14 protein-coding genes are annotated in these 14,582 nt (G+C 60.1%); 9 read left to right on the forward strand and 5 right to left on the reverse strand.

The window, feature by feature from the left end; genetic code table 11:
• Window position 1 precedes the first annotated feature (1 nt).
• The gene (locus QQJ98_RS15690; protein ID WP_284326302.1) at window positions 2-778 is read left to right on the forward strand and encodes a succinate dehydrogenase iron-sulfur subunit; all 777 of its coding nucleotides are present in this window, start codon (window positions 2-4) and stop codon (window positions 776-778) included.
• Window positions 779-860: 82 nt separating this feature from the next.
• On the opposite strand, the gene QQJ98_RS15695 is transcribed toward QQJ98_RS15690, so the two are convergent.
• On the reverse strand, window positions 861-1,343 hold the full coding sequence (locus QQJ98_RS15695; protein WP_284326303.1) for an autoinducer binding domain-containing protein: 483 nt from the start codon (window positions 1,341-1,343) through the stop codon (window positions 861-863).
• Window positions 1,344-1,469: 126 nt separating this feature from the next.
• Here QQJ98_RS15695 and QQJ98_RS15700 point away from each other — a divergent pair, with 126 nt between their 5' ends.
• From QQJ98_RS15700 to QQJ98_RS15710, 3 genes are all read left to right on the forward strand, one after another.
• The gene (locus QQJ98_RS15700) at window positions 1,470-2,063 is read left to right on the forward strand and encodes a helix-turn-helix transcriptional regulator (RefSeq protein WP_284326304.1); all 594 of its coding nucleotides are present in this window, start codon (window positions 1,470-1,472) and stop codon (window positions 2,061-2,063) included.
• 130 nt (window positions 2,064-2,193) lie between these two features.
• Window positions 2,194-2,868, forward strand: coding sequence for an acyl-homoserine-lactone synthase (locus tag QQJ98_RS15705; protein ID WP_284326305.1), 675 nt, complete (start codon window positions 2,194-2,196; stop codon window positions 2,866-2,868).
• 34 nt (window positions 2,869-2,902) lie between these two features.
• Window positions 2,903-3,103, forward strand: coding sequence for a hypothetical protein (locus tag QQJ98_RS15710; RefSeq protein ID WP_284326306.1), 201 nt, complete (start codon window positions 2,903-2,905; stop codon window positions 3,101-3,103).
• Between the two features lie 148 nt (window positions 3,104-3,251).
• On the opposite strand, the gene QQJ98_RS15715 is transcribed toward QQJ98_RS15710, so the two are convergent.
• Window positions 3,252-4,226 (reverse strand): aldo/keto reductase, encoded by a 975-nt coding sequence (locus QQJ98_RS15715; RefSeq protein WP_284326307.1) that lies wholly within the window; start codon window positions 4,224-4,226, stop codon window positions 3,252-3,254.
• Window positions 4,227-4,276: 50 nt separating this feature from the next.
• Window positions 4,277-5,596 carry a serine hydroxymethyltransferase gene (gene glyA / locus QQJ98_RS15720; RefSeq protein ID WP_284326308.1) on the reverse strand — a complete coding sequence of 440 codons (1,320 nt, stop codon included), beginning with the start codon at window positions 5,594-5,596 and terminating at the stop codon, window positions 4,277-4,279.
• A 120-nt stretch (window positions 5,597-5,716) separates the two neighbouring features.
• Between glyA and QQJ98_RS15725 the strand changes: the two genes are divergently transcribed.
• Window positions 5,717-6,595 (forward strand): LysR family transcriptional regulator, encoded by an 879-nt coding sequence (locus QQJ98_RS15725; RefSeq protein WP_284326309.1) that lies wholly within the window; start codon window positions 5,717-5,719, stop codon window positions 6,593-6,595.
• Here QQJ98_RS15725 and deoD read toward each other — a convergent pair.
• Both deoD and QQJ98_RS15735 read right to left on the reverse strand, forming a co-directional pair.
• Window positions 6,592-7,296 carry a purine-nucleoside phosphorylase gene (gene deoD, locus QQJ98_RS15730; protein ID WP_284326310.1) on the reverse strand — a complete coding sequence of 235 codons (705 nt, stop codon included), beginning with the start codon at window positions 7,294-7,296 and terminating at the stop codon, window positions 6,592-6,594. The two genes, QQJ98_RS15725 and deoD, sit on opposite strands and share 4 nt — an antisense overlap.
• 53 nt (window positions 7,297-7,349) lie before the next feature.
• Window positions 7,350-9,308 carry a protein meaA gene (locus tag QQJ98_RS15735; protein WP_284326311.1) on the reverse strand — a complete coding sequence of 653 codons (1,959 nt, stop codon included), beginning with the start codon at window positions 9,306-9,308 and terminating at the stop codon, window positions 7,350-7,352.
• A 208-nt stretch (window positions 9,309-9,516) separates the two neighbouring features.
• Between QQJ98_RS15735 and QQJ98_RS15740 the strand changes: the two genes are divergently transcribed.
• From QQJ98_RS15740 to QQJ98_RS15755, 4 genes are all read left to right on the forward strand, one after another.
• Complete coding sequence (locus QQJ98_RS15740) at window positions 9,517-9,849, forward strand: hypothetical protein (RefSeq protein ID WP_284326312.1); 333 nt, start codon at window positions 9,517-9,519, stop codon at window positions 9,847-9,849.
• A 74-nt stretch (window positions 9,850-9,923) separates the two neighbouring features.
• Window positions 9,924-11,303 (forward strand): 1-acyl-sn-glycerol-3-phosphate acyltransferase, encoded by a 1,380-nt coding sequence (locus QQJ98_RS15745; RefSeq protein WP_284326313.1) that lies wholly within the window; start codon window positions 9,924-9,926, stop codon window positions 11,301-11,303.
• 105 nt (window positions 11,304-11,408) lie between these two features.
• Complete coding sequence (ccrA, locus tag QQJ98_RS15750) at window positions 11,409-12,701, forward strand: crotonyl-CoA carboxylase/reductase (RefSeq protein WP_284326314.1); 1,293 nt, start codon at window positions 11,409-11,411, stop codon at window positions 12,699-12,701.
• Between the two features lie 333 nt (window positions 12,702-13,034).
• Window positions 13,035-14,573, forward strand: coding sequence for an ATP-dependent DNA helicase (locus QQJ98_RS15755; RefSeq protein ID WP_284326315.1), 1,539 nt, complete (start codon window positions 13,035-13,037; stop codon window positions 14,571-14,573).
• Window positions 14,574-14,582: the final 9 nt, after the last annotated feature.

The following is a 14,582-nucleotide window of genomic DNA, read 5'->3' on the forward strand; positions in this document are numbered from 1 at the left end:
TATGGTTCAGTTCACCCTGCCGAAAAACTCGAAGATCCGCACTGGCAAGACTTGGCCAAAGCCGGATGGCAAAAACGTGCGCAAGTTCCACATCTATCGCTGGAGCCCAGATGACGGCGAAAATCCCCGCGTAGACACCTATTTCCTTGATATGGACAAATGCGGCCCGATGGTGCTGGACGCGCTGATCAAGATCAAGAATGAGATCGACCCGACGCTGACCTTTCGGCGGTCCTGCCGCGAGGGGATTTGCGGATCTTGCGCGATGAACATTGGCGGCATCAATACGCTCGCCTGTATTTACGGCTTGGACGAGGTGCGCGGCGATGTGAAAATCTACCCGCTGCCGCACATGCCGGTGGTGAAAGATCTGATCCCCGACCTCACGCATTTCTACGCCCAGCACGCCAGCATCATGCCGTGGCTGGAAACCAAGACCAACCGCCCCGCGAAAGAATGGCGGCAGTCGATCGAGGATCGCTCGAAACTCGACGGGCTTTATGAATGTGTGATGTGCGCAAGTTGCAGCACCTCTTGCCCAAGCTATTGGTGGAACAGCGATAAATATCTGGGGCCAGCGGCTTTGCTGCATGCTTATCGCTGGATCATCGACAGCCGCGATGAGGCGACGGGCGAGCGGTTGGATGATCTGGAAGACCCGTTCAAATTGTATCGTTGCCACACGATCATGAACTGCACCAAGACCTGCCCAAAGGGGCTGAACCCGGCCAAAGCGATTGCCGAGATCAAAAAGATGATGGTCGAGCGGGTGGTTTAACCGCCAAACCGCGCGGCTATGAAACCGCAGAGCTCTGAAAAAGCGCGTCGCTGTGGCGCGCTTTTTGCATGGGGCGCTGCCCTCAGTGCGCTGTCAGCGCCAGCAATGCCGCCTGCGTTTCGGGCGCAAAAGCTTCAAAGCCGTCTGTCAGCGCGTGCAACTCGTCTACGATCCTGATGATCTCGGCGCGCTGCGCTTCGGTGAAATCAGCGCCGGATTTGGTGACGCCTGCAATGGTGCGCGATGTCTGCGGCCCGACCGCATAGGTCCAGCCATTGTGCAGGCCATGCGCGATGGCGGCAGGCAGCACGCCTTGCTCGTCCTGATCACTCAATTCGGCCCATTTGATTCCGCCAACATGCGTCAGCCCCCAGTGCACAACCGGATCGCTAAGCATAAAGCCGCGCTCGCTGTAATGGTCAATCCAAGCCTGCTGGTAAGTCCTATACAGAATCGTCGGGCGCGTGTAGCGGATATGGATGGCCAGCGCAAAACCGCTGTCACAAATCTCTCTCAACTGGTTGAGTAAGCCAGTAACTGCAGCCACTTTCGTCAAATCCTGCACGTTAACTCACCCCTTGGATGCTATCTGTTGCGCAATACAATTTATCCGGGCAATAGTTACGCGATCAGGGTATGAGTTGGTAAAGCGTTCGGCAACTGTTTTGAGCATATGACACTTCTACAGGCAATGAGAGAGCAGATACAACATATCGCGCCAGCAGGCTCTTATGTGGCATTGCGGGTTGGCTTTTCTTTCCCCGAGGAAGAGTTGAACAACTTACCCGAAATCTGGGTGGAGTTTTACACAACCCAAGGTCTAGTTGTGCAAGACCCTGCAATGCGCTGGGTCTATGGAAATGTTGGCGGAATCCGCTTTTCAGAAATGACGATCAGCGACCCGCATCAGGTGCGGGCGCATGCTGCGGTGTTCGGCCTGGGCCACGGCGCCGCGGTGTCGGTGATGGCACCGCAAGACAAGGGCCGCCGCAGTTACGGGCTTTTCTTCCGCGATGACCGCGACTTTGAAGATGCCGAAATCGGCGGGCTGGTGCGAATCATGCAGCAGCTGCACACAGGCCCCGAGGACGAGAAAAGTCTGACAAATGCCGAAGTTGAGGCGCTCAAGCTGCAATCCGAGGGGCTGCGCCTGAAACAAATTGCCGCGCGGCTGGGAATTTCGGAAAGCGCCGTCAAGGCCCGCCTGAACAACGTAAAGCGTAAGCTGGGCGCGCGGACGCAATCCCAAGCGGCCTCGATCGCGGCGGCACGGCGGATTCTCTAGGCTGCTGTTGTTCTTTTCGACAATTTTAACATTAGATTTAGTCGCCTTGCGTTTGCGGGCCGTGATTAAATGCAACTTACAGGATATTGTCTCCATATCTGAAACAATTCAGCAAGATTTGGGGACTGCCATGGACAATATCCGCTTCGACTTTTCCGATTTTCACCGCTACGGCCCAGCTTTCTACGACTTTCTCGCGCTGCGAAAACAAGTCTTCGTCGATCAACTCGGTTGGGACGTGCCGCATAATTCCAAGGTTGAGATGGACCAGTATGATACGCCAGTGGCGCATTACTCATTGGTTCTGAAACACGGCCAGGTTGTGGGCGGCGCGCGGGCGATGCCGACAACCGCGACTTGGGGCAGCCATACCTACATGCTGCGCGATGCCTATTCCGGCAAGCTTCCGCATATTCCATCGCATGTGATGTCGGTTGAAATCGCGACGCCGCATGTCTGGGAATGTACGCGGCTGGTGGTTTCGGATGCGCTGACCACAGCGGCCGAGCGCAGCGAATGTCTGACGGCCATCGTGGATGGCTTGGTTGACATCACCCAAGCGCAGGGCGGCGAAGAGCTGATCTGCCTGTCGTCGCTGGCTCTGATGCGGGCGTTGCGTCAGATCGGCTACGAAGTCTCGCGGCTGGGCGAAACCTACCGCAACGACGAAGACGGCCGGCAATATGCGGTGTTGCGGATGCCTGCGGAATATTCGCGCGCGCGGCAAAACCGGGTGGCGCCGATCCCGTTCCCCAGCCATCGCATCCGGACCGAGCCGGCCTTGTTGCAGGGCGCGACGGCTTAGGCCATGCTGGGCAAGATGAAAGAATGGAGGCCGCATGCCTTTGCTTTTGCTGCTTCTGGGCGTGTCAGTGTTCGTCTACGGCTGGCTGGCACGCCGCAATTCAACCCTGACGCGCGCCTGCCGCTGGCGCTTGGATCGCCGCTTGGGTCCCAGCAGCTACAAATGCGCCGCCTGCGGTGCGCTGTGTGATCCGGGCGTGGGAAAGCTGCCCCGACAGTGCTTGCGCGTGACCTAAGGGTGGGCGGGATGTCGCTAACCCAAAGCCAAATCGCCCGCTGGATGATGCCCGGCACTGGCGCGTGGTTCTGATCGCAGCCGCCGATCCCAAGCGCGGGATCGGGGCCGCGCCCCCTAGCTGATGTGGCTTGGGTGCAGGGGCGGGCTTAACAATAACGCTCCACCGCCAGCAGTTGATGATCGCCGTAGCGGTCGCCCGCAGCAAAGCCCGGCGGCAGGATGCGGTCGATTTCGGCATGGTCTTCGGCGGTCAGGGTGATCTCGGTCGCCTGCGCCCAATGTGCAAGATTTTCCGCCTTGCGGGTGCCGGGGATTGGAATCAGATGCTCGCCCTTCGCCAAGATCCAAGCAAGCGCTGTGGCGGCGGTTCTCCAGCCCCGTGCGGCGCAAAAGGCACGGAAAGCGTTGATCGTCTTGGTGTTTTCGACAAAGTTCTCACCCGTAAAACGTGGGTTTTGCGCGCGAAAACCATCAGTCGGTTGCGCAAGTGGCGTATCGCCCAGCATGCCGCGCGCCAGCGGTGAAAACGGGATGAAGGCCACGCCCAAGGCTTTGCAGGCTTGGATCACCCCCAATTCTGGCTGACGGCTCCACAGCGAATATTCATTCTGCACCGCCATGCAGGGATGAATTTTATGGGCAGCGCGCAGGGTGTCGGGCGCGATTTCCGACATGCCATAGCCGCCGATCTTGCCTTCCTCGATCAGGCGCTGCAGCGTGCCGATCACCTCGGCCAAGGGGCGGGCGTGTTCGCGGCGGTGGATATAGAACAGTTCGACATGATCGCGGCCAAGCCGTTTCAGCGAGGCTTCCAGCGCGGTGCGCAGATGCGATTCCGAGTTGTCGATGTGGCGCTGCGGCACAGCCACAAAACTGGCCTTGGTGGCGATGGTGACGTTCGGTCGGCGCGTCGCCAGCCATTTGCCGATGATGGTCTCGGAAACGCCCATGCCGTAAATATTGGCAGTGTCGATAAAGTCGATGCCGTGATCCAGCATCGCATCCAGACATTGCAGGCTTTCTGCCTCAGTCGTGTCGCCAAAAATGCCGCCGAAAGACATGGCACCAAGGCCAATGGCCGAGACTTTGGGGCCATTTTGGCCAAGATTGCGGGTTTTCATGGGCGTCTCCTGCTTGGGGGATCGCAATAGACGCCCACGAATCGGTTAGGTCAAGGCCGCATATAGTGCAGTCCCTGGAATTGCGCGCGCAGGGCTTTGGTGCGCGCGGCAAGTGTTTCGGGCGCGTTGGATCGCAGGGCCTCGGCAATCAAGGCCGCAAGGGCGGGGGCGTCTTTGGGCGTGACGCCACGGCGCACCAACTCGGGCGTTCCAATGCGCAAGCCGTTCAGATCATTGGCAACTTCGGCAATCGGCAGGCCGATGCCACAGGCAAGAAAGCCCGCCTTGCGCAGGGTTTTCGATGCGGTCTGGCCGCCGCCAAAACCCGCCGCCTCGATGGCGAACTGATGGCTTTTGGTGCCGCCGTTGTTCAACGCAAAGATCGGCAAGCCAAGTTTGTTCAGTTCCTGCGCCAAGGCTTGCGCCAGATCGACCATGGCCCGCGCGTAATCTGCGCCAAAATCGCGCCAATCCAGCAGAGACAGTGCGAGGGCTGCGGATTTGGCGGCATCAAAATTCGCGGTCATGCCGGGATAGGCGATGTGATCCAGCCGCTCGGCAATCGTGGCGTCGTTGGTGACGATCAAGCCACCCGCCGGGCCGCCAAGCGATTTATAGGTGCTCATCGTCATCAGATGCGCGCCTTCATGCAGCGGGTTGGCCCAAAGCCCGCCCGCAATGATGCCACATTGATGCGCGGCATCAAACAGCACTTTCGCACCGACCTCGTCAGCGATGGCACGGATTTCAGCCACAGGATGCGGGAACAGATTAAGGCTGCCGCCGACGGTGATCAGCTTGGGCTTAACCCGATGCGCAAGGGTGCGAAGTTCAACCAGATCAATGGTATAGCCGTCAGCATTGACCGGGGCAGGGTGCGTGATCAGCCCGTAAAGTCCAGCACATCCGGCGGCGTGATGGGTGACATGGCCGCCGATGGTGGCAGGCGGTGCGATGATCACATCCCCCGGTTTGGTCAGCGCCATAAAGCCGTAGAGGTTGGCCAAAGCCCCCGAGCCGACGCGGATTTCTGCGTATTTCGCTTGGAAGATCTCCGCTGCAAGCTCTGCTGCGATGACCTCGATTTCTTCAATCGCCTCCAGCCCCATCTCATATTTATCACCCGGATAGCCCAAGGAAGGGCGGCTGCCGAGACCGCGCGCCAGCACCGCTTCGGCTTTGGGGTTCATGATGTTGGTGGCGGGGTTCAGGTTGAAGCAATCGCGGTCGTGGATCTGGGCATTGGCCTGCACCAGCGCTTCGATGCGGTCCGCAACCTGTGCAGAGGGCGCGTTCGCATCTTGGGCAAGGCGTTGAATCAAGGTCTCGCATTGCGCGGGAACCCAAGGACGGTGGGAAAGATGGGGCATGATGTTCTCCTTTTGGGACAACAGACCAGAGACAGGGGTTGCGGGCAAATCAGAATTGCGGAAAACTAGGGTTATAAAAAATAAGCGTAGAAATTATATGCCTAGAAAATCTGAGGTATTATGGCTGTTTCACCCCCCCGCCCGAAAGACCTTGCCCTGTCTGCGTTGCGCGCCTTTGAAGCAGCGGGTCGGTTGGGCAGCTTTGCTTTGGCCGCCGCTGAATTGGGGGTAACACCGGGGGCAGTGACGGCGCATGTACGCACACTTGAGGCCGCTCTGGGTGCTACTTTGTTTGAGCGCGACGGGCGCGGCGTGCGCCTGACCGCAGCAGCAGCGCGGGCGGTGCCAGAGTTCAGCACTGCCTTTGATGCGCTGGGGGCTGCGGTGCAAATCCTGCGCGCCGAGGCCGCCCCGCGCGTGGTTCATATCGCGACTTTGCCAGCTTTGGCGCAGCTTTGGCTGTCGCCCCGTCTGCCGGCTTTGCGCGCCGCTGCCCCCGAGATTGAAATTTCAATCACCGCGATGGAAGCGCCGCCAAACCTCAAGCGCACGCCCTATGATCTTAGCCTGTTCTACGGCGAAACCGGTCAGATGATCGCAACGGATGAGATTTTTCCTGTGTGTTCCCCGGCACTTGCTGCGAAACTGCACCGCCCCGAGGATCTGTCAGCGGTGACATGTCTGACCGATGCAAGCTGGGCGCAAGATTGGCAGATCTGGGCCGATGCCGCGATGCCGGGGGTGCATTTCAGCCCACGCGGGCCGGTGTTTTCGCTTTATGCGCTGGCGCTGGAAGAGGCCGCGGGTGGGGCGGGCGTGCTGATGGCGCATCGGGCTTTGGTCGCCACGCATCTTGCCGCCGGAGCGTTGGTCGCGCCGTTTCAGCAGCGCGTAACCCTGCCGCGCGGCTTGCGGTTGTGGTCGGCGCGGCCGATGCGGGCAGGCTCGGCGGTGCAGCGCGCCGCGCGCTTTCTTGAAATGGCGGCCGCGCGGATCTAAGCGAAAGCGGCCTCTAGCGCCACCTCGACCATCGCCCCGAAACTGGTTTCGCGTTGGTCTGCGGGCAGGGCTTCCTGCGTCAGGATGTGGTCGGAAATCGTCAGCACCGCCAGCGCGCGGCGGTTGTAGCGGGCGGCGAGCATGTAAAGTTCCGCGGCCTCCATCTCGACGCAAAGCGTCCCGTGGCGCTGCAGCTGCGCGTTCAGATCGGGGCGCTCGTCATAAAAGGTATCAGACGAGAAAATGCCGCCGACATGCACAGGCACGCCAATTTTCAGCGCGGCTTTATGGGCGGCGGTCAGCAGGCCAAAGTCGGCACAGGGGGCGAAATTCAGCTCGCGGAACAGGCTTTGCGACGGGCTGCCGCAGGTGCTGGCGGTCTGCGCCAAAACCACGTCGCGCACATTCACATCGGTCTGCAAGGCCCCCGCCGAGCCTATGCGGATCAGGGTTTGCGCCCCATAATCCTTTATCAATTCATTGGCATAGATCGAAAGCGATGGCATCCCCATGCCCGAGCCATGGATGGTCACACGGTGGCCGCGCCAAGTGCCAGTATAGCCCAGCATGCCACGCACCTCGTTCACCAACACCGGGTTTTCGAGATATTTCTGCGCAGCCCAGCGGGCGCGGTAGGGATCGCCCGGCAGCAGCACGGTTTCGGCAATCTCGCCGGGTTTGGCTCCGATATGATGGGTCATGGCATGCTCCGCTTTTGCGGCAGGCTATGCTGTTTTGGTGGCCATGGAAAGCCTTAGGCGGCGGTGGCGCGGGTGTCCACGAGGGTGACAATATCCATCATGATGCGATTGAGCTCGAAATCCTTCGGGGTATAGACGGCGGCGACCCCCATGGCACGCAGGGCCTGCGCATCGTCTTCGGGAATGATGCCGCCGACGATCAGCGGGGTCTGCGACAGCCCGGCTTCGCGCATCTGCGCCAGCGTGTCGCGGATCAGGGGCAGGTGGCTGCCGGACAAGATCGACAGGCCGATGACATGAGCATTTTGGGCGACGGCGGCGGTGACAATCTCAATCGGGGTCAGGCGGATGCCCTCGTAATGGATGTCCATACCGCAGTCGCGGGCGCGGGCGGCTATTTGCTCGGCACCGTTGGAATGGCCATCAAGCCCCGGTTTTCCAACAAGAAACTTCAAGGGGCGACCAAGTTTGGCGGATAGAGTTTGCACGGCTTCGCGGATCGGCTCCAACCCTTCAGTGCGGTTCGAGGGGTTGCGGGAAACGCCGGTTGGCGCGCGGTATTCGCCGAAAGCGCTGCGCAGCATCTGCCCCCATTCGCCGGTTGTGACCCCAGCTTTTGCCGCCGCAATCGACGCGGGCATGATGTTTTGGCCCGACTTTGCCGCCTCGCGCAGCGCGGTCAGCGCGGTTTGCACCGCCGCCTTGTCGCGGGCGGCGCGCCATGTGGTCAGACGGTCAATCTGATCAGCCTCGGCATGCGGGTCCGAGGTCATGATCGCGCCATCGCCCGAAGTCAGCGGGCTTTGCGTGGTTTCAACCCAAGCGTTGACGCCGACGACGGTGGTTTCTTTGCTTTCAATTTTGGCAATCCGCTCGGCATTGGCCTCAACCAGACGGCCCTTCATGTAGTCGATGGCCGCGACAGCACCGCCCATCGCGTCGATTTGCGCAAGCTCGGCCCGCGCGCCGTCTTTAAGCGCCGCCACCTTTCGATCAATCGCAGGATTTCCGTCGAACAGATCGTCATATTCCAAGAGGTCGGTTTCGTAGGCGAGGATTTGCTGCATGCGCAAAGACCATTGCTGATCCCAAGGTCGCGGCAGGCCCAAAGCCTCATTCCAGGCGGGCAGTTGCACGGCACGGGCGCGGGCCTTTTTCGACAAGGTCACAGCCAGCATCTCGATCAGGATGCGGTAGACGTTGTTTTCGGGCTGCTGCTCGGTCAGGCCCAAAGAGTTGACCTGAACGCCGTAGCGAAAGCGGCGATATTTGGCCTCGGTGATGCCATAGCGGGTCTCGCACAGCTCATCCCACAGATCGACAAAGGCGCGCATCTTGCACAGCTCGGTTACAAAGCGGATGCCGGCGTTGACAAAAAACGATATTCTGCCGACCATATTCGGGAAATCAGCCGCTGAAACTTTACCTTTTAGATCATCCAGCACGGCGCAGGCGGTGGCCAGTGCAAAGGCGAGTTCCTGCTCCGGCGTCGCCCCCGCCTCTTGCAGATGATAGGAACAGACGTTCATCGGGTTCCATTTCGGCAGGTGTTTTTGGGTGTAGGCCGCGACATCGGTGATCATCCGCAGGCTGGGCGCAGGTGGCGCGATATAGGTGCCACGCGACAAATATTCCTTGATGATGTCGTTCTGCACGGTGCCTTGCAGGGCGGCGACCTTGGCCCCCTGTTCCTCGGCCACGGCGATGTAAAGCGCCAGCAGCCAAGGCGCCGTGGCGTTGATCGTCATGGAAGTATTCATTTGTTCCAAGGGGATATCCCGGAACAGCGCCCGCATGTCGCCCAGATGGTTGACCGGAACGCCGACTTTGCCAACCTCGCCCCGCGCCAGTTCATGATCGGAATCATAGCCAGTTTGCGTGGGCAGATCGAAGGCGACCGACAGCCCGGTCTGCCCTTTGGCGAGATTGCTGCGATAGAGCGCGTTCGAGGCGGCAGCGGTCGAATGGCCTGCATAGGTGCGGAACAACCACGGGGTTTCTTTCGTCGCCATCTCGGCCTCCTGAATCGTGTCGGCAATATTATTGCGTCAGGCGCGAAGTAATCGTAATTTATCGCCAGTGTCAATTCGCTGCGTTGCGGCAAATTTTGCGCGAATTTCGCCCCAACCCAACATGACAGCCCTTGTCATTGGAATTGCAGCCGCCGTTCGGCGAATGTCAGGCCATGCCAACCCGGCCAACCCATGAAACGAGGATAACATGCTGAACTCTCCCCTGCGCCTGAGCCTTGCCGCCGTCGCTTTGGTTGCGACCACTTTGCAGGCCGCCGCCTATGACCGCACCGTGCGTATCCACAACGATACCGGTCTTACGTTGGTAAAGTTTCAATCCACCAATTCAGGCGCATCCCGGTGGGGCCGCGATGTGATGGGGGCATCGACGTTGGCGAGCGGTGGCGCGATGAAGCTGCATTTCGACAACGCTTACGGCTATTGTGTGTTTGATTTCAAGGCGGTGTTCGCCGATGGCACCGTGCTGCAAAAGGCAAATGTCAATGTCTGCGAAACCGGCGATTACTATTACACCGAATGACTTTGCCACGACCCCGGTGAATTTCGATCAAATCAAGGCTTTGAAACGGCGCGACGGGCTGCCAATATTGTGGCATGACAGACCCCGTCGCGGTGCCCTTTTGGTTATTGGTGTTGATCGTGGCCTTTGCGGCGATCACATTCGCCTCGCATTTCCTGTTCCCCTCGGTGCGCTGGTTTTTCCGCAAACGTGCGGAAAAGGCTTTGGCGCGGCTGAACCGCCGTCTTGATCGCCCGATAGAATTTTTCAAACTGGCACGGCGTCAGGATATGATCGTGCGATTATCCTACGATCCCCGCGTGTTAGAGGCAGTGGCCGATCACGCAGCGGAAACCGGCATACCCGGCTCGGTGGCGTTTGAAGAGGCCCGCCGCTACGCCCGCGAGATTGTGCCGGGCTTTTCGGCGACGCTGTATTTCGGCTTTGCGATCCGGCTGGCGCGCGGGCTGTCGCGTTTGGCCTACCGGGTGCGTATCGGCAAAGTTGATGCGGCCTTGGCGCATATCGACCCGAAAGCCACGGTGATTTTCGTGATGAATCATCGCTCTAACATGGATTACGTGCTGATCACCTGGCTTGTGGCGAACCGCTCGGCGATCTCTTATGCGGTGGGGGAATGGGCGCGGATCTGGCCGCTGAGTGCGCTGATCCGCTCGATGGGGGCCTATTTCATCCGGCGCGGCAGCCGCAACACGCTGTATCGGCGGGTGCTGGCGCGCTATGTGCAAATGGCGACGGCCGAGGGCACGACGCAGGCGATTTTCCCCGAGGGCGGGCTTTCCCTCGATGGCCGTGTCGGGCCAGCAAAGATGGGGCTTTTGTCCTACATCGTTTCGGCCTATCAGCCCGGCGGGCGCGATGTGGTGTTTGTGCCGGTGGGGCTGGCCTATGATCGGGTGCTGGAAGACCGGATCTTGACCGAAGCGGCCGCACAAGGCACGCGAAGATTTCGCGGCAAACCTTTGGCGATTATGGCTTTTCTACTGCGCAACCTGTGGCGCAAGCTGCGCGGTCGCTTCACCGGCTTTGGCACGACTGCGGCGGGTTTCGGCCCGCCGGTTTCGCTGCGTCGCTTTCTGGCAGAGGCTCCCGAAACCCCGACAGAGGAATTGGGCGCGCATCTGATGGCCGAAATCACCAAGGTTGTGCCTGTGCTGCCCGTGCCTTTGATCGCCGCCGCCTTGATGACAAATCCCGCAGATCGCGCGGCCCTGCATGCCGAAGTGCAAGCGCTGCAAGCGCGGTTGTCGGCGCAAGGTGCGGTGCAGAAATTGCCGCCGCAGGGCGCAGAGGTGACTTTGGATGAAGGGCTGAAACCGCTCCAAAAGCGCGGCTTGGTGAATGAAAACCTGCAGATCACGGCGGGCTCTGCGGCGCTTATCGCTTTCTACGCGGCCCCCGTGCTGCAACGACTTGAACCGTCTGGCGACGTCGCTGCGATGCGGCAGACATAAAATTACAATAATTAGCGGCAAGACTATTGCAAAGTTGCGCAATGCCTCGCTATCAATAGCGAAACCCGCATCGATTCTGCGGCGCGGCATTTGTTGGAGGCAAGTATGGCTTTGGATACAAGCTTGGCGATCACCCCTTACGAGGCTCCGGTAAAAGAGCTGTATGAGATTGGCGAAATGCCCCCGCTCGGCCATGTTCCGGCGAAAATGTATGCCTGGTCGATCCGGCGCGAACGCCATGGCGAACCCGATACCGCGATGCAGGTCGAGGTGGTCGATACCTGGGCGCTCGACAGCAATGAAGTGCTGGTCTTGGTGATGGCGGCGGGCGTGAACTACAATGGCGTATGGGCGGCGTTGGGCGTGCCGATCAGCCCGTTTGATGGCCATAAACAGCCGTTCCATATCGCAGGCTCGGATGCGTCGGGCATCGTCTGGGCGGTGGGCGATAAGGTCAAACGCTGGAAGGTCGGCGACGAGGTTGTCGTGCATTGCAACCAAGACGACGGCGACGACGAAGAATGTAACGGCGGCGATCCAATGTTCTCGCCCAGCCAGCGCATTTGGGGCTACGAGACTCCTGACGGCAGCTTTTCGCAATTCACCCGCGTGCAGGCCCAGCAGTTGATGCCACGCCCCAAGCATCTCACTTGGGAAGAATCCGCCTGCTACACCCTCACGCTCGCCACCGCCTACCGCATGCTGTTCGGTCACGAACCGCATGATCTGAAACCGGGGCAGAATGTGCTGGTCTGGGGCGCCTCGGGCGGGCTTGGCTCTTACGCGATCCAGTTGATCAACACCGCAGGCGCCAATGCGATCGGGGTGATTTCCGAAGAAGACAAGCGCGATTTCGTGATGGGCCTTGGCGCCAAAGGCGTGATCAACCGCAAGGATTTCAAATGCTGGGGCCAGTTGCCCACCGTGAACACGCCCGAATACAACGACTGGCTGAAAGAAGCGCGCCGTTTTGGCAAGGCAATCTGGGACATCACCGGCAAAGGCGTCAGCGTCGATATGGTGTTTGAACATCCGGGCGAGGCGACCTTCCCGGTCAGCTCGCTGGTGTGCAAAAAAGGCGGCATGGTGGTGATTTGTGCAGGCACGTCTGGCTTCAACTGCACCTTCGACGTGCGCTACATGTGGATGCACCAAAAGCGCCTGCAAGGCAGCCATTTCGCGCATCTGAAACAGGCGGCAGCTGCCAACAAGCTGATGGTCGAACGCCGCCTTGATCCTTGCATGTCCGAAGTCTTCCCATGGTCGGAAATCCCCGCCGCACATATGCTGATGCGCAGCAACAAGCACAAACCCGGCAATATGGCGGTGCTGGTGCAAGCCACACGCACCGGCCTGCGCACCTTTGAAGACACGCTGGATGCCAGTCTGAACCGCTGATTCAGTGCAGCGGATTTGGCGTGATGTGACAAAAACCACTATATCTTGTGGAAAATGACCCTATCTCTAGTCATTTTCCACAAGTCTGTCCCCGCTGGGACAGAATCTCACAGCGCATAATGCTGCCCTATAGCAATTCACATTGGCTCAAATACTCCGGGGGGCGCTCAGCGGGGGGCTGGCCCCCTCCCCAACCACCCACCAATATCATGCGCCCAATCCGATCCCCGGCAGCGCCGTTGCAAGGGGCTCGATGCCCCGCGCGACGGCACTTGGTTTGCGCGCAGGGCTTCGGGTCTGGCCCTTGGCGGCAACCTTGGATATGGTCGCGCCATGACCGAACTTGCCCCCGTAAAACTGACCTTTTCCGACGATCAGGCCGAAGCCTACGACCGCGTTTCGGCGGAATTGTTCAGCATGGGCGTCGATCTGGACAATGGCGGCCTAGAGCCACGCCCCGAGGATAAGTCAAGCGTGCTGGCGGTGGTCGGCAAGGCCGGTTCGGGCAAAACCATGCTGCTCGCCAGCCTCTACAAAGCTTTGCTGGCGGCAGGGGTTGATCTGGTCTCGGGCGATTACGAACCGAAAAAGCGCAAAGATCGTCGCTCATTGGCGATTTTGGCCCCGACCAACAAGGCGGCTTCCGTGCTGCGGATGCGCGGGGTGCCCGCGACGACGATCCACCGGATTCTGTATACTCCGGTTTATGATCCGCAATACGAAAAGATCGCCGAATGGCTGACCGGCCAAGGCCCGCGCCCTGTGGTTGAAGGGTTGACCGATCTCGCGCTGGACCGCGCGCATGCGTTTTATCAAACCGTGGCCTCAATCCCCGGTGCCTTGGCTGCGGCCGGGTTGCGCGGCAGTGATTTCATCAAGGGCTGGAAGCGGCGGGAAGAGCCGCTTGATATCGGCTTTGTCGACGAATCCTCGATGTTGGACGAACGCGCGCTGACCGATCTGCGCGAGATTTTCTCGACCCTCGTGCTGTTCGGCGATCCTGCCCAGTTGGCTCCGGTGGGGTTGTCGGGCGAGATGGTGTTTGACCGCTTGGGCGAGGGTCGCAAGCTGGTGCTGTCGCGCATCCACCGTCAGGCGCAAGACAATCCGATCTTGGACCTTGCGCATGCTTTGGGCGATCCTGACCTTGGCTTTGACGAGTTTGAGCGGATGGTCGAGGCGGCGTCCAAGAAAGATGAGCGCGTGGTCTGGGCCGAGCGGGTCGATGCTGATCTGATGGCGCGCAGCCCGGTGCTCGTGTGGCGCAACGCGACGCGGATCCGGTTGATCACCGCGTTCAGGGCGGCGCATGGAGCGCCAGATGATCAACTGTTGCCGGGCGAGCCTTTGATTTGCGACGGGATCGAGTTGCCCTTGAAACACCGCAAAAAGCGCATTGATCTAGAGGCGCGCGGGCTGATCAAGGGCGCGCAGGTGATCTACCTTGGCCCCGGCAATCGCGCGGGGTTTGCAAAGATTCATGTGGTGGGGGCCGAGGATCCGCAGGTTTCCGCAGCCGCCATCATCAAGATTGAACGCCCGGATGAGGATGAGCCGTTTATTGCCAGTGCGGCCACGATGGGGGCGGCGTTTCTGCACGGGGCCGCGGTGACGATCCACAAGGCGCAGGGCTCGCAATGGGAAACGGTGCAGGTTTTTGCGCCGGATCTTTATGCGGCGGCGGCGGCGGGGCGATCTGAGGCGGGCGTGCCGCTTTGGAAACGGCTGGCTTATGTGGCGATCACGCGGGCTGAAAAACGCTTGATGTGGGTGGTGCGAAACCGGCTGGCGCGGCCGTTGGAGGGGCTGACGGTCGAGGATTTGCGGCCTGCTTCGGTGCCACTGACGCTGTCTGTGCAGGGCGACGACTAGACTCTGCCG

The organism is Cypionkella aquatica (genome assembly GCF_030161095.1).
GTDB classification, from domain to species: domain Bacteria; phylum Pseudomonadota; class Alphaproteobacteria; order Rhodobacterales; family Rhodobacteraceae; genus Cypionkella; species Cypionkella aquatica.